Genomic DNA, 20,297 nt, shown 5'->3' with positions numbered 1-20,297 from the left:
TCAGCGTTAAATATGACGAAAGAGTGGGTTGCCCCACTCTTTTGGTCGTTCATATCGCTCTTCTCACCATAAAAAAATATACCATAGATGCTTAAAATATGCAATAGAGGAAGAATGGCACCACTACTTTGAAGAGCTACACTTCCACTACTTGTATTAGAAAAGGGAGAGCTGATTTTCGTCAGGCATTCCTTCCAAACAGCCGAAGTTGTCCAAATACTCAAGCACAGTCTTTGAAATCCGGCTTCTTTCTCTTAAATCCTGTTTAGATAGGAACTCTCCTTCTTTTCTCGCTTTAACAATATTAATAGCCGCATTCGTGCCCAATCCATCGACCGCATTAAACGGTGGAATCAATTGGTTGCCTTCCACAATAAAGTCAGTTGCACTTGATTCGTACAGGTCCACATTCTTAAAGCCATAGCCTCTTTCACACATTTCCAAGGAAAGTTCTAACACGGTCATTAAGTTTTTTTCCTTAGGTGTTGCATCCAGCCCTTTAGCCTGAATTTCCTCTATACGCTTGCGTATGGCTTCTGACCCTTTAACCATCGTCTCTAACTCAAAGTCACTGGCTCTTACTGTAAAATAAGCCGCATAGAAATAGATAGGATAATGAACTTTAAAGTAAGCAATACGTACAGCCATCAGTACGTAAGCAGCAGCGTGAGCTTTAGGGAACATGTATTTGATCTTTTTACAAGAATCAATGTACCAATCTGGTACACCATGTTTCTTCATTTCTTCAATCCATTCATCCTGCAGCCCCCGCCCCTTACGAACAAATTCCATAATTTTAAAAGCCAGAGAAGGCTCAAGACCTTTATGCATGAGATAGACCATAATGTCATCACGGCAGCCGATAACTTCAGGAAGCGTACAAATTCCATCATTGATCAGCTGTTCCGCATTTCCAAGCCAAACATCCGTACCATGAGACAGACCAGATATAATGACTAGTTCAGCAAACGTACTAGGCTTCGTATCCTCAAGCATCTGCCGCACAAATCTTGTTCCAAACTCAGGTACACCAAGCGTCCCTGTCTTGCACATAATCTGTTCAGCATTAACCCCAAGTGCTTCCGGGCCACTGAATATTTTCATCACTTCTGGATCGTCCACAGGGATTTCCTTCTGATCAATCCCACTTAGATCCTGAAGCATACGAATGACCGTGGGATCATCGTGCCCGAGTATATCAAGCTTCAGGAGGTTATCGTGAATCGAGTGGAAATCAAAGTGTGTGGTCCGCCATTCTGACTTTGTATCATCGGCAGGAAACTGAATAGGAGAAAAATCATAAATCTCCATATCATCCGGTACTACGATAATTCCTCCGGGGTGTTGGCCTGTCGTACGCTTAACGCCTGTACATCCTTGCACCAAACGGTCAATTTCTGCATTTTTATACTGCAGCTGATGATCGCCCGCATACCCTTTCACATAACCATAAGCAGTTTTTTCAGCTATTGTTCCTATGGTTCCTGCACGAAATACATTGTCTTCACCAAATAAATATTTCGTATAATTATGGGCTTGAGGCTGGTATTCACCTGAGAAGTTCAGGTCAATATCCGGTACTTTGTCCCCTTTAAATCCTAGGAATGTTTCAAAAGGGATGTCCTGTCCATCTTTACGGAAAGCTGTACCACACTGAGGACAATCTTTCTCCGGGAGATCAAATCCACTTCCCACAGATCCATCAGTGAAAAATTCATGGAACTGACATGCTGGACAAACGTAATGTGGCGGTAGTGGATTTACTTCGGTAATATCCGTCATCGTTGCCACAAAGGAAGACCCTACAGAACCACGTGAACCAACGAGATATCCGTCTTCCAGAGATTTAGTTACGAGCTTCTGAGATATTAAATAGATGACAGCAAAACCATGACCAATAATACTCTCCAGCTCTTTTTCCAGTCTTTTTTCAACAAGCTCCGGAATTGGATCGCCATATAGGCTTTTCGCTTTGTTATAAGACATCTCACGAATTTCCTGATCTGCTCCTTCAATATTAGGGGTGAAGAGATCTTCTTTCACTGGAGTGACTTCCCCAATTTGAGACATGATTTTCCGGGTATTCGTTACGACAAGCTCTTTGGCTTTTGCATCCCCGAAAAATGACAGCTCTTCCACCATCTCATTTGTGGTTTTGAAGTGAACATCAGGCAGAGTCTGTCGATTAAGCGGGTTTCCGCTTTGTGAAGCAATCATAATCTGCCGGTATTGCTTTTCATGAGGCTCGACATAGTGGGTATTACCTGTGGCCACTACTGTTTTTCCAAGCCGTTCTCCCATTGCCACCAGTCTTTTCAGAATGTCATAGATTTGAGCTTCGTTCTGAACCAGATCTTTCTCCAGTAAATGATAGTAATTACCAGGGGGCTGAATTTCGATATAGTCATAAAAGTCAGCAACCTTTTCTGCTTCTTCTTCTGACTTTTGCATGATCGTTTCGAACACTTCACCCTTATCGCATCCCGAACCAACAAGAATGCCCTCTCTCAGTTTAGCTAAGCGTGATCTCGGTATCCTTGGCACACGATAAAAGTAATCCACATGCGCCTCTGAAACTAATTTATAAATGTTTTTAAGACCTGTGCTGTTAGTAGCAAGAAGGGTGCAATGAGAAGGACGTGAACGCTGATAAGCTTTTCCTTCGCCCATATAATCATTTAAGTTCTTATGATTAGTAATGCCACGCTCCATCGCACGTTTAACGAGCTTCCATAATAAATAACCGGTAGCTTCTGCATCATAAATAGCCCTGTGGTGTTGGGTTAATTCAATATCGAATTTTTTACACAGTGTATTTAATCGATGGTTCTTAAGCTCCGGCACAAGAAATCTCGCCAATTCTAGCGTATCAATAACCGGATTTTGAGCTTTCTCATATCCAATCGCCGTGAAACCTGCATTTAGGAATCCCATGTCAAAGCTTGCATTATGGGCAACGAGAATATCGTTTTCCATCCATTTATGAAAGTCTTTTAATACCTCTTCAATCTCAGGAGCATCTTTGACCATGTCATCTGTAATTCCAGTTAAATCCACCGTGGTTTGAGAAAGAGCCTGGTGAGGGTTCGCAAAGGATTCGAATCGATCAATAATTTCTCCGCCTTTAACTTTAACGGCTGCAAGTTCTATGATTTTATCATATACGGCGGATAGACCCGTTGTTTCAACATCAAAGACGACATACACATCAGACTCAAGATCCCGGTCCTGTTCTTCATACGCGATCGGAACACCATCGTCTACCAAGTTAGCTTCAAGACCATAAATAACTTTGATCCCATTTTTTTCACCGGCTGCATGAGCATCCGGGTACGCCTGGACAACAGCATGGTCTGTGATCGCGATTGCTTCGTGACCCCATTCAGCTGCTTTTGCGATCAGTCTCGATGGAGATACCGGAGCATCCATTTGGCTCATGGTCGTATGAGAATGAAGCTCAATTCGTTTTTCTCCCTCAGGAGCTTCGTCTTTGCGCAGAATCGGTTTAATTTCGTTAATGTCATTAGCCATCATGGTGAGTTCGCTTGTGAAATTATCCGTTTGAATACTTCCCCGTGCCTTGATCCACAGACCTTGTTTTACATGCTTAAACATCTCCGCGTGATCGTCTCCACGTGAAAACATCTTTATGGAGAAAGAATCCGTGTAGTCCGTGACTTTAAGAAGTAATAAAAACCTGCCTGATCGCAGTTCTTTCACTTCAGCGTCAAACACATATCCTTGGACAATTTTGCGGCGCTCTTCTTCCAGGATATTTTCCATAGGTTCAGGATCCTCTTGAATTTTGTATCCAATTTCAATAGGTCCCTTCGGCTTAGAATCATCTTTTTCTTTGGCACGCTCTTCTTGATCTTTCACGGCCTGTTGGACAATTTTCTTATCCTCTTTTTGACGCTCTTCCTGGAATTTTTTTATTTGTTCCTGTTCTTCTTTCACACGTGTTGAGACCATATATGGAGGAAGCCCTGACTTCACACAAAAGCTCTGTAATGGTTCTTCCAGCTTCTTCTTAACGGCATGGCTTTCTGCCAAATTCCTGCAGGTTAACATAATTTTATTTCCAGTTATCTCGGGCTGTTGTTCCAACAACAGATCCTTATAACCCGGTGACAAATTGGTCATTGTTTTGATAAACCCGTTCCAATATTCTAGCGTATCGCTTTCTTCCATTTCTTTATTATCTGTTTCAATGGTCCATTTTACTTCAGCAATTGCTCTGAAAGTGGATTGGAGTTTAGTCGTAAATAATTCATAAACTGCCGGCGGCAATGGCTGTGGCATTTTAAAATGAAAATGCCATTCTTTCGTTTCCCGATAAACGGTAAGCTTTTCCATCGTACTATCCCTAAAATGAGGTTCAATCAGTTCGTGTGGAAACTGGATCTGTTCCAGTAAATAATGCAATTTATCCTGATTGGTCACACCCAATGTGATTCCTCCCCTATTATCCCCTGTGCAAGGTCTTTACATGAATATACCCCTGCTTCACCTTTAAGCAAGGGTATATAAAAAAAACTGTTTATAAAGTCAGGATTTATACCAGTTGGTTACGTAATTCAAGACTTCTTCTTGTTCCAAATCATATTGATTGCCGGACATTCGTTCTTTTACTTCTACAACACCTTCAGAAGCACGTTTTCCTACCGTAATACGCAGTGGAACTCCAAACAGATCGCTGTCCGCAAACTTGACGCCCGCTCGCTCTTTACGATCATCATACAGAACTTCAACTCCTGCTTCAATAAGTGTGTTGTAAAGAACATCAGCTAATTCTTTCTGATCCTCTTTTTTAGGATTTAATGATAACAAGTGTACTTGATAGGGTGCAATATTGGCCGGCCAAGTGATCCCGCGTTCATCATGATATTGCTCTACAATAGCAGCGAGTGTACGGGATACACCGATACCATACGAGCCCATAATCATGGTCGTAGCTTTCCCTTGATCATTCAGGAAAGTAGCTTTCATTCGTTCTGAATAAAACTCTCCCAGCTTAAATACATGGCCCACTTCAATCCCGCGAGCAAACTGAATCTTACCTTCACCATCAGGAGAAGGATCTCCTTCTTCAATAAAACGAAGGTCGGCATACTGACTGACTTGAAAGTCTTTGCCAGGAGTAACATTGGTAAAATGGTAACCTTCTTCGTTGGCCCCGCAGGAAACGTTAACTAGAGCTTCTACCGCAAGATCAGCCACAACTTCAACATCCTCAGATACGTCAACAGGTCCTAATGAGCCGAAGCCAGCACCTATGACCTCTCTAGCTTCTGCTTCACTTGCAAGGTCTATAAGTTCAGCATCATATAAATTTTTAAGTTTTACATCATTTACTTCATGGTCCCCGCGGGTAATGGTCATAACAAACTTCTCATCAACTTTAAACAAAATGGACTTTAACCCTTTTTGAAGTTCATGACCTAGGAAATCCGCTACATCCCTCATTGTTTTCTGATCAGGTGTATGGACTTTTTCCATCTCTAAAGGAGTTTCATCAGATTTAGTATAAGTCCGTTTCACCGGCGCCATTTCAATATTTGCGGCGTAACGTGAGGTATCTGAATAAGCTATTACATCTTCTCCTACTTCAGAGAGCACCATAAATTCATGCGTATCTTTACCACCCATAGCGCCTGAATCTGCAATAACCGCTCTAAAGTTAAGACCGCAACGCTTGAATACATTGGAGTAGGCTTCAAACATTTGCTCATACGTTCGATCTAAACTTTCATAGGATTCATTAAAGGAGTAAGCATCCTTCATAAGAAACTCCCGCCCTCTCAAAAGACCGAATCGTGGACGAGCTTCATCACGGAATTTTGTTTGAATCTGATAGACACTCAATGGAAGTTGTTTATAGCTTTTCACTTCATTGCGAACCATACTGGTAATTACTTCTTCATGAGTTGCTCCCAGCGCAAACTCTCTACCATGGCGATCATTTATTCTCATTAATTCAGATCCAAACGTTGTCCATCGTCCTGTTTCTTTCCATAGCTCTGATGGTTCCAGTGCAGGCATCAGCATTTCATGAGCACCAATCTTCTCCATCTCTTCTCTTACAATAGCCTCCACTTTAGAGAGGACACGTCGTCCAATTGGCAAGAAACTGTAGATTCCTGAAGCAAGTTGACGTATGTAACCAGCACGAACGAGGAGCTGGTGGCTCATAATTTCGGCATCTGCAGGATTTTCTTTCAATGTAGGGATCAGCATTTGACTTTGTTTCATTAGATGCACCTCAGTTCTGTGAATTAATAATATTACTTTATAGGTTTATTTACTTAAAAAGCAAGCCGGAAGCCAAAGAGAGCTGTCGTCTCCACAGGCTTCCAGCTCTTTATTTTACAAGAATAATCGTTGGATATCGTTCCATGTAACAAGCAGCATTAATAACATTAATAAAGCAAATCCGATAAAGTGCACAATCCCCTCTTTCTGAGGATCGATCGGTTTTCCACGCACCCCTTCTAAGCCAACGAACAGTAAGCGTCCGCCATCAAGGGCTGGAAGCGGAAGTAAATTTACAATACCGAGGTTAATGCTTAGAATCGCTGTCCACATGATGAAATTTGTTAACCCTGTTTTTACCACCTGATCTGTGGCGTCATATATTCCTACAGGGCCGGATAACATATCGAGGGAAAATTGGCCGGTCACCAGTTTACCAAGGTTTGTTAATATTAGAGTAGACCACTCATAGGTTTGAGTGAAGCCGAACGTAATCTTTTTAAAGAAAGAATCTTCAAAAGTACGTGCTACTCCCACCTGACCAATCTTCATATCCTGATTTTCCAAGGATGCTGGAGTAACAGCTATTTGCTCGGTCTGACCCTCTCGTTCTACAGTCACCATAATTTCCTCAGCCGGGTGGCTGCGTACAATAGTGGTGAATTCTTCCCAGCTGCTCACGGATTCTCCATCAATCGCAATGACTTCATCACCTTTTTGCAGCCCTGAAGATTCTGCGGGAGAACCTTCTTGAATTTCACCGAGTATCGCCTGATTGGACGGGACTCCTTGAATAAATCCAAGAATCAGAAAAAGGACGATAGCAAGTACAAAGTTCATAAGAGGCCCAGCGAAGAGCTGCATCGCTCTTTGTGGAACGGATTTAGAAGCAAATTGACGATCGTAAGGGGCGATTTGGGTTTCTTTTTCGTCCATGACGAACATAGCTTTCGGATCCACTTCAAATGCTAACCGCTCATCTTCATCAATTTCGTAACCTTCAATCATTAAACGATGATCAAGGTCTGCTCTTTCTACCTCAATGACCCGCGCATGAGGATGTTTGGATTTATTATTCACTATAATCCGCTTGACTTTTCCTTGATCATTGAACTCAAGACCTACATGATGGCCCGCCTTTAATTCAACTAGTTCAGGATCCTCGCCGGCTACACGTACATACCCGCCAATAGGCAGAAGACGAATCGTGTACAATGTTTCATTTTTTGTGAAAGCAAATATTTTCGGCCCGAAGCCAATTGCAAATTCACGTGCAAGCATGCCAGCTCGTTTGGCAAAAATCAGATGCCCCCACTCATGTACAAACACTAGTAGTCCAAACATGAGTATAAATGCAATCACTGTAGTCAAATGAAGCACCTTCCTTTTAATTTAAATGGAAACGGACCCGTTTCCTGGTTTCCTCGTCAATAGAAAGTATGGTAGACAAGTCAGGGTTATGAATACGATCGTGCTTTTCTAAAGATTGCTCGATCTTTTTTTCTATATCCAGAAATGAAATTTTCCCTTCTAGAAACAGCTGAACAGCTTCTTCATTTGCTGCATTCAACACAGTAGTCATTGATCCTCCTGCGCGTCCTGCTTCGTATGCCATCCTCAGACATGGAAAGCGCTCAAAATCCATTTTCTCAAAGTTCAGAGTAGCGATTTCCTCTAAATTAAGCTGTTTGGTAATAGGTAAATTCAGTCTTTCAGGATATGTTAAAGCATATTGGATCGGCACCTTCATATCAGGTGTTCCAAGCTGTGCCATGACACTTCCGTCTACATACTCGACCATAGAGTGAATGACACTCTCTCTATGAAGAATAACATGGATTTGGTCATAAGGTACATCAAAAAGCCAATGCGCCTCAATGACTTCTAACCCTTTATTCATCATAGAAGCAGAGTCAATTGTAATTTTTGCTCCCATACTCCAGTTTGGGTGATTTAAAGCATCTTTAACCGTCACTCCTGTAAGTTCTTCTCTTGTGTTGTCCCTGAAACTCCCACCCGATGCCGTAATAATTAACTTATGGATGTCTTCCTTTCGTTCACCATTTAAGGATTGATATATAGCGGAGTGTTCACTATCCACAGGTAATAATTCTACGTTGTGTTTATGAGCTTCTGCCATAACAAGATGCCCGGCAGTTACTAGAGTTTCTTTGTTAGCAATGGCAATTAACTTCTTAGCCTGGATAGCTTTGAGTGTTGCCGGGAGACCTATACTTCCCATTACAGCATTTACTACTACATCCACCTCATCTGCAACACTTGCTTCAATCATACCTCCGCTTCCTGTAAGAATAGGAGTTCCACTCACATGACCTGCTAAACTTTTCTTTGTCTCTTCATCTTGTACAACAATTAAGCGAGGTTCAAATTCCTTGATAAGTGGCAAGGCTTTTTCGATATTCCGTCCAAAGGCCATAGAATGGAGGGAGAATTCTTCAGGGTGCAGGCGGAGCACATCCAGGGTTTGCAAACCAATAGAACCTGTGGCGCCAAGCAAAGTTATTTGCTTCATCATTCGCTCTCCTCTCTATATTGAGATGAAATTAATGAGGTGAAGAATTGGCAGAATGAATATCAAACTGTCAAACCGATCAAGTACTCCACCATGTCCAGGGAGGATTTTCCCCGAATCTTTAACCGCATAGTGACGTTTGAACGCCGATTCCACTAAATCTCCAATCTGGCCCGCTATCGAAACGAGTATAGTAACGAGAATGACGATGAAAAGAGAATGATTCAGTGGAGCAATTAACTGGAAAATTATTGCTACCAAAACAGCAAGAAGGATACCGCCTACGGAACCTTCAATTGTTTTTTTAGGACTAATCTGCGGCCATAATTTGTGTTTTCCAAAAGTTCTTCCAAAAACATAGGCACCCGTATCTGTAGACCAAACTACAAACAAAGCAAAGAAAATATAAGAAAGGTCTGCTTCACGCGTTTCGATTAAATAATTAAAACCCATACCTATATAGATAGCTGATAATAGTAAGAATCCGGCGTCATCAAAAGTAAAACGGTTTTTAACAAGGACGGTGTAGCTAAGCAGTACTAGAACAGCCAGTAGCGTAATTTCCGATTTTGTAATTAAATCTTCCGGATTCATATAAGCACCGAGGTCCCTGTAGGGAAACATAAGAGCCCACATTAATAACAAGCCCAGCCCAGACGGTACAGAGTAACGTGAGATTTTCTTCATTCTTACAAGCTCCAGTAGAGCAATACTTGCAATGATATAAATAAATATTCTGAATGGTATTCCACCGGTCATAACGATCGGTAAAAAAATCAAGGCCGCAACTACGGCCGTTATTGTCCGTTGTTTCATAACATACGTTCACACCTTATACTCCGCCATAACGACGTTTCCTTTTTTGGTAATCTAGTAGCGCCTTTTCGAAATGGCTCTCATCAAAATCAGGCCAGTAAACTTCAGTGAACCAGAATTCTGCATAAGCTAACTGCCATAATAAAAAGTTGCTTAAACGCTGTTCCCCACTTGTCCGAATTAATAAATCAGGCTCAATTAATTCACATGTGTACAGATTAGAAGTGAATAATTCTTCGTTGATATCTTCACTGCTTAGTTCTCCCTCTTCTACTTGAGCAGCTATTTGCTTCACTGCATTGATCATTTCATAACGACTGCCATAGTTTAAGGCGAAATTTAGAATAAGCCCATCATTATGCTTAGTCTTCTCTGTAGCTTCCTGAACTGCTTTTTTTGTATGGGGAGGCAGAACGTTAAAATCACCAATTGTCCTGACTTGGACATTTCTCTCAATGAGTTCTGGCAAATATGTATTTAGAAAATCTACAGGTAATTTCATCAAGAAATCAACTTCATTTTTAGGGCGTTTCCAGTTTTCAGTAGAAAATGCATAAAGCGTTAAAACTTTGACCCCAATATCTGACGCATGACGTACAATTTTTTTAACCACGCCCATTCCTTCTTTATGGCCGGCAATTCGCGGCATATTACGGTTTTTAGCCCAACGTCCATTTCCGTCCATGATAATCGCTACATGCTGGGGCAAATGGCTTTGTTCAAGACCTAGAGGCTGTGGCTTAATTTCTTTCTTGTTTTTTGTAAATGGAAACTTGAGTGGCATACTTGATCCTCCAGTCCGTTTCTTCCATCTTTCTATTATATACTATAATCCTACAACATGCTGAGCACGACATAAAGACCTGTGCAAAAGAAAGCGTAGAGGCTGAAAATTGTTTCTCTCTTTAAACGCTTAGGGAACAAGAGTTTTTTGATCCTCAAAAACTGCTGCCTTAACATAAAAAGCCGCGCTGCCTAACATCTACAGCGCGGCTTTTTATACCTATTGGCATATCTGAAAATGAAGCAGATTATACTTCCATGATCTCTTCTTCTTTCGTTTTAGCCAACTGATCGATTTTCTCGACGTGCTTGTCCGTAGTTTTCTGCACGTCATCATGATAGGAACGGAGATCATCTTCAGTTAGTTCTCCCTCTTTTTCAAGTTTTTTCAAACGATCGTTGGATTCACGACGAATGTTTCGAACCTGTACTTTTGCTTCTTCCGTATATTTACCAACTACTTTAGCTAAGTCTTTACGACGTTCTTCAGTTAAAGCTGGAATGTTAATACGAACGACATTACCATCACTGGAAGGAGACAACCCAAGGTCTGCTTTCTGAATTGCTTTTTCAATCTCCGCAATTGCTGATTTATCATATGGAGTAATAACCAACAAGCGAGGCTCTGGTGCGCCTACTTGAGCCAACTGGTTCAAAGGTGTTGCAGCACCATAATAGTCTACATATACATTGTCCAGAATAGCCGGGTTTGCACGGCCTGCTCTTACAGTAGCAAGCTGTCGAGAAAAAGCTTGTACGGCTTGTTCCATTTGTTGATTTGTCTCATTAATCACTGCTTTAGACATGATTATTTCCCCCTTACAATCGTTCCAATATTTTCGCCCATTACGGCTTTCTTGATATTACCTTCCTCTGTAATAGAGAATACCAGTAAATCAATATCATTGTCCATACATAATGATGATGCGGTTGAGTCCATGACTCCAAGCCCCTCATTTAAAACATCCATGTAGGAGAGTTGGTCGTATTTAGTTGCATCTTCATTCAGTTTAGGGTCGGCGTTATATACGCCGTCCACATTATTCTTTGCCATAAGAATAACATCCGCTTCTACCTCGGCTGCTCTCAGCGCTGCCGTGGTATCTGTTGAAAAATATGGGTTTCCGGTTCCTGCCGCAAAAATAACAACGCGCTTCTTTTCTAAATGACGTATAGCTTTACGTCTAATATAAGGCTCGGCTACTTGTCTCATTTCAATAGAAGTTTGAACACGGGTCGGGATGCCCTGGTTCTCTAAACTGTCCTGCAAGGCAAGAGAATTCATTACAGTAGCCAGCATTCCCATATAATCGGCATTGGCACGATCCATACCCATTTCACTGCCTACTTTTCCGCGCCAGATGTTGCCGCCACCGACAACCACCGCAATTTCTACACCGAGCTCGGCCACTTCTTTCACTTGACGTGAAACAGATTGGATAATACTTGGTTCAAGTCCGAAACCAGCTTCGCCGCTCAAAGCTTCTCCGCTGAGTTTCAGTACAATACGACGATAACGAGCAGTAGTCATAGTAACCTCCCGTGTAATTGCTATTCTTTAAGTTGGTCTGCTACAAATTGTTAGCGATATGTAGCCTTTGAAAATAGGGAACACGTCATGTGTGTCCCCTATCTTCAGCAGTCATTATTTTTTAACTTGGCTCATTACTTCATCAGCAAAGTTTTCTTCACGTTTCTGCATTCCTTCGCCTACTTCAAAGCGTTGGAAGGAATTAACAGATCCGCCGGAAGATTTGACGAACTGCTTCACTTTTTGATCAGGATCTTTAACAAAGTCCTGCTCAAGTAAGCAAATCTCCTGGAAGAATTTATTCAAACGTCCTTCTACCATTTTCTCAACGATATTTTCAGGCTTTCCTTCATTAAGCGCCTGAGTTTTGAGCATTTCGCGCTCACTGTTGATTTCTTCCTCAGGAATAGCGTCTGTAGAAACATAACGAGGATTTACAGCTGCAATGTGCATAGCTACATCTTTCGCTGCAGCTTCATCTGTAGAACCTTCAAGTACAGTAAGAACACCAATGTTACCGCCCATGTGAAGATAAGCACCAAAAGCGTCATTATCAGTTTTCTCCTGGATAGAGAAGCGGCGCAGGGAGATCTTCTCGCCGATTTTAGCTACTACGTCTGTAATATAGCTGCTTAGTACTTCGCCTTCACCATGAAGTTTCTGCTCAAGAGCTTCTTCAACTGTTGCTGGTTTTTGATTCACAAGGTGCTGTCCAAGTTCTTGAAGCAATTTTTTAAACTGATCGTTTTTTGTTACGAAATCTGTTTCACAGTTTACTTCGAAAAGAACAGCTGTGTTACCTGAGATTTCAATTGCGGCTGCACCTTCAGCAGCTACACGGTCTGCTTTTTTCTGTGCTTTGGAAATTCCTTTTTCACGAAGCCAAGCCATTGCTTCTTCCATGTTTCCATCTGTTTCAGTTAGTGCTTTCTTACAATCCATCATTCCAGCACCAGTTTTTTCACGAAGTTCTTTTACCATTTTAGCGTTTACAGCCATTGTAAAGCCTCCTTATGAGTTGAACTAAATTTATTATGTTTAGCACCTTGCACCGAAGTCCAGGCGCATTTCTTCTTTAAAAAAGGTGATAAAAGGAATTCCCCCTTATCACCTCCTGAAACTTCATTACTCTTTAGCAGCTTCTACTTGAGCTTCTACTTCTTCTGTAACTTCAGTTTCTTCCCCTTGCTTAGCTTCAAGAACGGCATCTGCCATTTTAGAAGTAAGCAATTTAACGGCACGGATTGCGTCATCGTTTGCTGGGATAACGTAATCAATTTCATCCGGGTCACAGTTTGTGTCCACAATTCCCACAACAGGAATGTCCAATTTATGAGCTTCCGCAATCGCAATGCGCTCTTTCCGTGGATCGATAATAAACATTGCATCTGGAAGACTCTTCATTTCTTTAATACCACCTAGGAATTTAACTAGACGATCTTTTTCTTTAAGCATGTCAACAACTTCTTTTTTAGGAAGTACGTCTGTTGTACCGTCCTCTTCCATACGCTCAATATCTTTCAGACGATTGATACGCTTACGGATTGTTTCGAAGTTTGTAAGAGTTCCGCCCAACCAACGCTGGTTGATGTAGTACATACCGCAACGAGTTGCTTCGTCACGTACAGTATCCTGGGCTTGTTTTTTAGTACCTACGAAAAGAATGTTACCACCATCAGCGGCTACATCTTTCACATAGTTGAATGCTTCATCTACCTTCTTAACGGTTTTCTGAAGGTCGATGATATAAATTCCGTTACGCTCCGTGAAGATATATTTTTTCATCTTCGGGTTCCAGCGACGGGTTTGGTGTCCAAAATGAACACCAGCTTCTAAAAGCTGTTTCATAGAAATTACAGACATAATTGTTCCTCCTGTTTGGTTTATTTTTAGTATCCTCCGCCTTTATCATTTTCTTTTACAAACTCTTTTGGAAGAGCAACCTATAAAAGAATCCAAAGACGTGTGTATTGACACCGACAGTAAATATACCATACCATCGTAGCTCTATCAAGTTTTTCACCTAATGTTTTTGCTGAAATTTAATAAATAGTTCAATTTCTGTTTTTCCTCTGTCTAATTTCTTCGCGATCTCATCTACAGAATATCCAACCCTTCTTAACTCTAAAATTCGGTAGTTGTCACTTCGTTCAAAAAAGTCCTTCCGCTCGTTAAAGAGGGGTGGTGAATAATTAGTTTGCTCTTCTGAAGATTTAACTTTTAAATGCTTAGAGTTTACAGCCTCTTCGGCAATTGCCTTTTCACCCTTTGTTCTCTGATCATTTATCGAATGCTTTTCGGGATGAAGCCAATCGCTCATTCGTTTGTTCTCTTCTTTAATTTCCATTAAATAAGATGTAAACATATCTTCAATTTCTCTAGCTACTTCCTCCTGGCGCATTTCAACCTCTTCGTTTTTTTTAACTCTGGTAGAGATAGTTAAAAGGGTAAGGATTATGACCCCGTCAATAATAAAGCTGAGGACTAATAAGAATGTGGCCATCTTAATTTTCACCTTCTGTGCACGATTGGTCCGTAAAACCTTGTCGTTTGTTTTTGGTTATTTATGGAGTTAATGGACGAAGGACTATTTCACCTTTATGTATTAAAGCTTCTACTAGGCTGTAGAGACTTTTCACCGGGAATTCATAATGACCAAACCCTAGCTGTACGTTATCAAATAGTTTACCTTCTGCCTGCACCTTAGCGTCTCTTAAGTCTCTAATCGTAGACTCTAAACGTTTAAGCTAATATGTAAGCTTCCATCTTATCCTGAGAAACAGAAACTTTTTTCTTTTCTGTGTTCCCACCACACTTTCCCCGTTGTATTTAAGCGTTCATCATATCACTTAATGCGGCTTTTAGCTTAAATATGGCCTTTGCGTGTATTTGAGAGATTCTTGAAGTAGTTAAGTTAAGCACTTCGCCAATTTCCGTCAGTGTAAGTTCCTCAGTGTAAAATAAACTTATCACCAATTGTTCCTTCTCATTAAGTTTTTGAATTTGAGTCGCGAGCTCTTGATAGTTCTCACCCTGGATCATTGATGCAGAAGGAGTCATTGTCTGTTCATCAGGGATCGAGTAACCAATTCCTTCTTTATGTTCATCGCCCCCGTCTTTCGGCCTTTCTTCCATTGAAAGAACATTAGCATATAACGAATCTTTTACCGTTTCTTCGACTTCTGCCGCTGGCATATTTAATTCTTTTCCGATTTCCACCGACGTAACCGGTCGCTGAAGACGCTGCTCCAGTTTTTCAGTCATCTGCTCAATCTTTTTCGCCCGATCCCGGACCGAGCGTGGGAGCCAGTCTTCTTTTCTTAAACCGTCCATAATAGAACCGCGAATTCTGAAAGAAGCATATGTATCAAACTTTAAATCTCTTGTAGTGTCGAACTTCTTCAGTGCATCATATAATCCGAGCATTCCTAAGCTTCTGACATCGTCCTTACTCACGCTTTTGGGTAAGTGGGCAGATATCCTCTGCACATGGTAGCTTACTAAGTAATCATAAAGCTGAACTAATTGATTAGCAGCTTCCCCATCTTTATTGGTTGTCCATAGTTCCCATAGTCTTTCTTCTTGAGGAGATGAACAGTTTGCCATGATAACCCTCCCTGCTCTTGCTATAATCAATCACTTATACTGCGTTTCATGTTTTTTAAAGTATTCGGATATTACCAAAATTTCCTTTGATAAAGCTATTGTGCTATCTTTTCTAACCGAAGTCTGACAGAGATTTCCCATAAATTAGATAAAAGGGAAAGAGTATGAAAATTAGCATCTTACAATTTCCAATTAATAGAGCCGCTTATCAAATAATCATTTCTTTCTTATTAACTGTTTTAATATGAAGACTTGAAGTAAGTGGATTAAACTCAATCGTCCTGCCACTTTGCCCTCCTACATCCTGAGCTTCAATAGGTATTCGCAAACTAACAAGCTTTTTCTTTACAGCCTCTACATTTCTAGGACCTATCCTCATCATTTCACTCGCAGGTGTAAAATGAAACATTTGGGCGCCTCCTGCAATTTTGGCTTTTAACCGAAAGGTGTCAGCTCCTGATCGACTTAATTCTATAAGAAGATCTTCTATAGCTGTATCTGCATATTTAAATCGATTAATATCTCCCTTCCTGGCTAATGTAGAGTCAGGAAGCATAATATGAGCCATGCCTGCAGTCTTATGGATTTCATCATAGATAACAATACCTACGCATGAACCAAGACCTGAGGTACGGAGTTTTTCTAAGCTTTTTGTTACTTTTAGATCAGCAATCCCCACTTTAACCATTTGGATCATCTTAGTCATAAGCTGATACTCCCAGGGCTTTAAACAACGTATCATATGAATCAGGGTCTGGAAATAAGAAGAAATGCCCTTCTACAGATTCTTTAGTCTCATTAGATGGATCTGTCAGGCAAGTCTCGATCACAATTCCCTGATCACTCACTAAGGATAGTTCCAATAAACCGAAACTTAAGATAGCTCCTGCCATATCAATATTTAAAGAAGGAACGGAAGGATAAAGCGTCAATTGTGTTAAATCTGAGAGGGCTGTCAGGTAAGATCCTGCCAGAATATTACCTAATTCTTTGAGAGCTGATACACCAATTCCCATAGATTTGGGATTATGAATAGTAAAAGACGCATCTCCAGTCATGATTCTTACAAAACTTTCAGCTTGAGGTGGCGACAAAATAAAAAACATCCCCCCCGGCGCATCTCCTTCTATTTTTAAGAACACACTCACAACAACCTCTTCTGCACTCCCTGAAAGTTCCACCACTTCGTCAAAGTCTGCCAGTTGAACCGAGGGGACAAACATTCCGATTTTTCGTTCAAGTAAATAGGAAAGAGCAGTAGCCGCGTGTCCAGCTCCGATGTTGCCCACTTCCTTAAGGACATCTAATTGAACAGCTGAAAAACGATCAATGAATGTCATAGATTTATACTTCAGCCTTTTTCCAGTCAAGTGCCTCTTCAAGAGACAGCACCTTTTCAAGATTCAAAAGAACCAACAATCGTTGTTCAAGATGGACCACTCCTTGTATAAATTCCAAATCTTCAGTCCCTATCGCTTCAGGAGAAGGCTCAATTAATTCCTGATTGATATCAAGCACATCATTAGCTCCCTCAACGATTAGCCCGACAGCCAGATCACCTATTTTAACTGTAATAATCCTAGTTTGCTCAGTGATTCTGGTGCTTTCCATTCCTAATCTTTCACCCAGGTCTATTATAGGAGTAACAACCCCTCTTAAGTTAATCACTCCTTTTACAAATGGAGCTGTTCCAGGGACTCGGGTAATCGCCATTATTCTCTCAATGGAACCTACCTGATGAACAGGAATTGTATATTCTTCCTCGTTTAGTTGAAAAACTATTACCTTTAAGAAAGAGCTCATTTCTTCCATGCTCATTCCTCCTCTATTTAATAAGTGCATCACTATCAAGAATTAAGGCTACTTGACCATCCCCTAAGATGGTGGCTCCTGAAATTGCATATGCCCCGCTCAAATAGTCACTGAGGGATTTTAAAACGACTTCCTGCTGTCCAATAAAAGAATCTACAACAAGACCTGCCATTTTATCTTTTTTCCTAACCATAACCAGAGAAAGATATTCATCCTTTTCGTGTGATGATGGCACTTCTAATACTTCTTCCAAGAAGACAAGTGGAACTACTTTCCCTCTAAACTCGATCACTTGTTTTCTATGAGCTAACATAACGTCTTCTTTCTTAACAATAGCGGTCTCAATTATCGAACCAAGGGGAATCGCAAACTTCTCTTTCTGCACTTCTACAAGCATGACAGATATGATCGATAACGTCAGAGGAAGTTGAACGGAAAAAATACTGCCCCGGTCAAGCTCGGAATTTACCGTAATGGTACCACCCAGTGCTTCGATAGTGCTTTTAACTACGTCCAGACCCACACCTCTTCCAGATACATCAGAAACCGTGTCGGCGGTCGAAAAACCACTTTCCATAATTAATTCATAAACCTGTTTATTGTTCATTTTCAGGGCTTGGTGCTCTGTAACTACATGGTTACTTACCGCTTTTCGAATTACCTTATCACGGTTTATCCCTGCACCATCATCTGCTATTTCTATGAATACATGGTTACCCCTATGAAAAGCTTTTAACTCTAAGTTCCCCGAAGATTCTTTTCCTTTTCTTTCTCTTTCCGCTGGACTTTCTATTCCATGATCAAGAGCATTGCGAATTAAATGTACAAGAGGATCTCCAATTTCATCGATAACTGTTCGATCAAGCTCTGTATCTGCACCAACTATATTTAAGTTTACTTGTTTATTTAGATCTCTGGAAAACTGCCGCACCATTCGAGGGAACCGGTTAAAAACTTGTTCGATCGGAACCATCCTCATATTAAGAATAATACTTTGCAAATCTCCTGATATCCTGGACATGTGTTCAACCGTTTCCTGAAGTTCAGTGTGATTCAATTCACTTGAAATTTGTTCCAGTCTTCCTTTATCAATTACAAGCTCCTCGAACAAATTCATCAGCCCATCCAATCGATCTATATTTATACGTATCGTTTTATTCCCAACTTGCCTTTGGTTTGTTTTTTCTGAAGTTACTGAAGCTATTTTTTCTTCGGATTTTATGTTATTCACAGGATCTGAAGGATCGTCTTCTTCCAGAGGAGATAATTCAGGTAAGCGAGAGTCGATCAGGAATTCAGCCACCTCAACCCTCTCTATTTCCGAAACTTTATGTATCTTTCTTTCTACTTCTTCCATGTTGGACGTTGTAATTAATAGAACGATAAAACTTTGTTCAAATTCTTCATTCTCCAACTGCTCCACAGAGGGCACAGATAGAATAACTTCCCCCAATTGTTCAAGCACCTCAAAAACCATATAGACACGAGCTGCCTTTAACAGGCAATCATCTCTTAAAGTGACTTCGACCCGATAATTTTGCTGACCTTGTTCTTTAGACTGCTCTAAAACTGTACGGGTAAATTCGTCTATTGATAAATTCATCGAAGGGTACGTCTGTTGGGCTGGTTCGAAAGCAAAAGTTGTGGATCTTTCTCCTACTTCAATACCTTCAAGCATTTTCACCACCCGTTTAACATCTCGATTACCAGCACCTCCATCGGCTATGTCCATGACCATTGCTTCTAAACCATCTACTGAATCGAATACGATATCTAACATGTCAGCATCTACCTTAATTAGTCCATCACGCACCCCATCTAGAACGTTTTCCATCTGATGAGTTAAGTTAGATAGATCCTGATAACCCATTGTAGCTGACATGCCTTTCAGGGTATGGGCAGATCTAAATATTTCATTGACTATGGACAAGTCTTCAGGGTCTTTCTCTAACAATAATAGATGATCATTAATTGCTTGAAGATGCTCTTTACTTTCATCTATAAAAACTTCTAGGTATGGGTTATTATCCATTCTTCTTCCCCCTCTTAGATCTAAGAGCTTTTATGATACTGCTGCCAATTCCTGATAAAGGGATAACTTCATCAGCTAATTCAGCTTCAATAATAGCGTAAGGCATTCCAAATACAATACAGCTTTCTTCCGACTCGACAATGCTATAGGTCTGAGGATGTTTTCGCTTCAGCTCCTGCAGTCCTCTTCTTCCGTCTGCTCCCATACCGGTCATTACGACCGAAATGGTCTGAACTTTCTCCAAAACTGCGAGAGATACTAACAAACGATCTAAAGCAGGACGATGCCCCTGTAAAGGTGCAGATTCATCCAGATTGAAGTAAAGATGTCCCCTTACGTCAGACATAACCTGAATATGATAGCCACCAGGAGTAATGTAGGCGGTACCATTCTTCAGTTCCTCTCCGTGTTCTGCTTCCTTTACCTGAAGCAGACAACTCTTATTTAGTCTTTCTGCCAATGATTTGGTAAAACCCTTAGGCATATGCTGCACGATGACCAGAGGAGCGTCTAAATCGGCCGGTAACTGTGTGAATACTTCTTGAAGAGCTCCCGGACCGCCAGTAGAGGTTCCCATTGTAACAATTGTAGTTTCACGCTCGACGGCTTTCTTATGGAGCGTTTTTTTATGTGAAAGTGGCTTAACTGGTTTATAACTATTCACTTTCGCCCGGCTCGCTATCAATACTATTTGCAGCAATTGTTGTTCAATTACTTTAATGCTTAAAGAAATTGAGCCAGATGGTATCTCTATTAAATCAATTGCACCAAGAAATGCCGGCTTTATGGTGCTGTCGGATCCTTGCTTCGTCATATTTGAGACTATAAGTACAGGTATAGGTGAATTCGTCATGATCTCCTCCAATACTGTCAGACCATCCATTACAGACATTTGAATATCTAACGACATGACAAGTAGACATCAGGTTGAA

Annotated in this window: 17 protein-coding genes; all 17 read right to left on the bottom strand. The window is 40.9% G+C overall.

The window, feature by feature from the left end:
• Window positions 1-156: 156 nt before the first annotated feature.
• Complete coding sequence (locus BMZ06_RS05625; RefSeq protein WP_089750957.1) at window positions 157-4,449, bottom strand: PolC-type DNA polymerase III; 4,293 nt, start codon at window positions 4,447-4,449, stop codon at window positions 157-159.
• 99 nt (window positions 4,450-4,548) lie between these two features.
• On the bottom strand, window positions 4,549-6,252 hold the full coding sequence (locus BMZ06_RS05620) for a proline--tRNA ligase (protein WP_089750955.1): 1,704 nt from the start codon (window positions 6,250-6,252) through the stop codon (window positions 4,549-4,551).
• Between the two features lie 114 nt (window positions 6,253-6,366).
• Window positions 6,367-7,623 (bottom strand): RIP metalloprotease RseP, encoded by a 1,257-nt coding sequence (gene rseP, locus BMZ06_RS05615; RefSeq protein ID WP_089750954.1) that lies wholly within the window; start codon window positions 7,621-7,623, stop codon window positions 6,367-6,369.
• Window positions 7,624-7,639: 16 nt separating this feature from the next.
• Complete coding sequence (gene dxr / locus BMZ06_RS05610) at window positions 7,640-8,785, bottom strand: 1-deoxy-D-xylulose-5-phosphate reductoisomerase (protein ID WP_089750952.1); 1,146 nt, start codon at window positions 8,783-8,785, stop codon at window positions 7,640-7,642.
• A gap of 15 nt (window positions 8,786-8,800) precedes the next feature.
• Entirely contained in the window at window positions 8,801-9,601 is an 801-nt protein-coding gene (locus BMZ06_RS05605; protein WP_089750950.1) for a phosphatidate cytidylyltransferase, read from the bottom strand.
• A gap of 16 nt (window positions 9,602-9,617) precedes the next feature.
• Window positions 9,618-10,385: an undecaprenyl pyrophosphate synthase gene (locus BMZ06_RS05600; RefSeq protein WP_089750948.1), complete on the bottom strand. Its 768-nt coding sequence runs from the start codon at window positions 10,383-10,385 to the stop codon at window positions 9,618-9,620.
• Between the two features lie 247 nt (window positions 10,386-10,632).
• Window positions 10,633-11,190 (bottom strand): ribosome recycling factor, encoded by a 558-nt coding sequence (frr, locus tag BMZ06_RS05595; RefSeq protein ID WP_089750946.1) that lies wholly within the window; start codon window positions 11,188-11,190, stop codon window positions 10,633-10,635.
• A 2-nt stretch (window positions 11,191-11,192) separates the two neighbouring features.
• The gene (pyrH, locus tag BMZ06_RS05590; RefSeq protein WP_089750944.1) at window positions 11,193-11,915 is read right to left on the bottom strand and encodes a UMP kinase; all 723 of its coding nucleotides are present in this window, start codon (window positions 11,913-11,915) and stop codon (window positions 11,193-11,195) included.
• 114 nt (window positions 11,916-12,029) lie between these two features.
• A complete protein-coding gene (gene tsf / locus BMZ06_RS05585; protein ID WP_089750941.1) occupies window positions 12,030-12,914 on the bottom strand; it encodes a translation elongation factor Ts in 885 nt (294 codons plus the stop codon).
• 126 nt (window positions 12,915-13,040) lie between these two features.
• Window positions 13,041-13,778 (bottom strand): 30S ribosomal protein S2, encoded by a 738-nt coding sequence (gene rpsB / locus BMZ06_RS05580; protein ID WP_089750939.1) that lies wholly within the window; start codon window positions 13,776-13,778, stop codon window positions 13,041-13,043.
• Between the two features lie 160 nt (window positions 13,779-13,938).
• Entirely contained in the window at window positions 13,939-14,418 is a 480-nt protein-coding gene (locus tag BMZ06_RS05575; RefSeq protein ID WP_089750937.1) for a DUF6115 domain-containing protein, read from the bottom strand.
• Between the two features lie 326 nt (window positions 14,419-14,744).
• Window positions 14,745-15,521 (bottom strand): FliA/WhiG family RNA polymerase sigma factor, encoded by a 777-nt coding sequence (locus BMZ06_RS05570; protein ID WP_089750935.1) that lies wholly within the window; start codon window positions 15,519-15,521, stop codon window positions 14,745-14,747.
• A 208-nt stretch (window positions 15,522-15,729) separates the two neighbouring features.
• Window positions 15,730-16,227 (bottom strand): chemotaxis protein CheD, encoded by a 498-nt coding sequence (locus BMZ06_RS05565; RefSeq protein WP_089750933.1) that lies wholly within the window; start codon window positions 16,225-16,227, stop codon window positions 15,730-15,732.
• Window positions 16,220-16,861, bottom strand: coding sequence for a chemotaxis protein CheC (locus BMZ06_RS05560; RefSeq protein ID WP_089750931.1), 642 nt, complete (start codon window positions 16,859-16,861; stop codon window positions 16,220-16,222). The genes BMZ06_RS05565 and BMZ06_RS05560 overlap by 8 nt, the downstream gene beginning before the upstream one ends.
• 4 nt (window positions 16,862-16,865) lie before the next feature.
• Window positions 16,866-17,333 carry a chemotaxis protein CheW gene (locus BMZ06_RS05555; protein WP_089750929.1) on the bottom strand — a complete coding sequence of 156 codons (468 nt, stop codon included), beginning with the start codon at window positions 17,331-17,333 and terminating at the stop codon, window positions 16,866-16,868.
• A 13-nt stretch (window positions 17,334-17,346) separates the two neighbouring features.
• On the bottom strand, window positions 17,347-19,365 hold the full coding sequence (locus tag BMZ06_RS05550) for a chemotaxis protein CheA (RefSeq protein ID WP_089750927.1): 2,019 nt from the start codon (window positions 19,363-19,365) through the stop codon (window positions 17,347-17,349).
• Window positions 19,358-20,218 carry a chemotaxis protein CheB gene (locus BMZ06_RS05545; RefSeq protein ID WP_245755958.1) on the bottom strand — a complete coding sequence of 287 codons (861 nt, stop codon included), beginning with the start codon at window positions 20,216-20,218 and terminating at the stop codon, window positions 19,358-19,360. The genes BMZ06_RS05550 and BMZ06_RS05545 overlap by 8 nt, the downstream gene beginning before the upstream one ends.
• Window positions 20,219-20,297 lie beyond the last annotated feature (79 nt).

Origin of the sequence: Halobacillus alkaliphilus (assembly GCF_900113125.1) — a bacterium.
GTDB lineage: Bacteria > Bacillota > Bacilli > Bacillales > Halobacillaceae > Halobacillus > Halobacillus alkaliphilus.
This window is presented reverse-complemented; position numbering and strand designations above follow the sequence as displayed.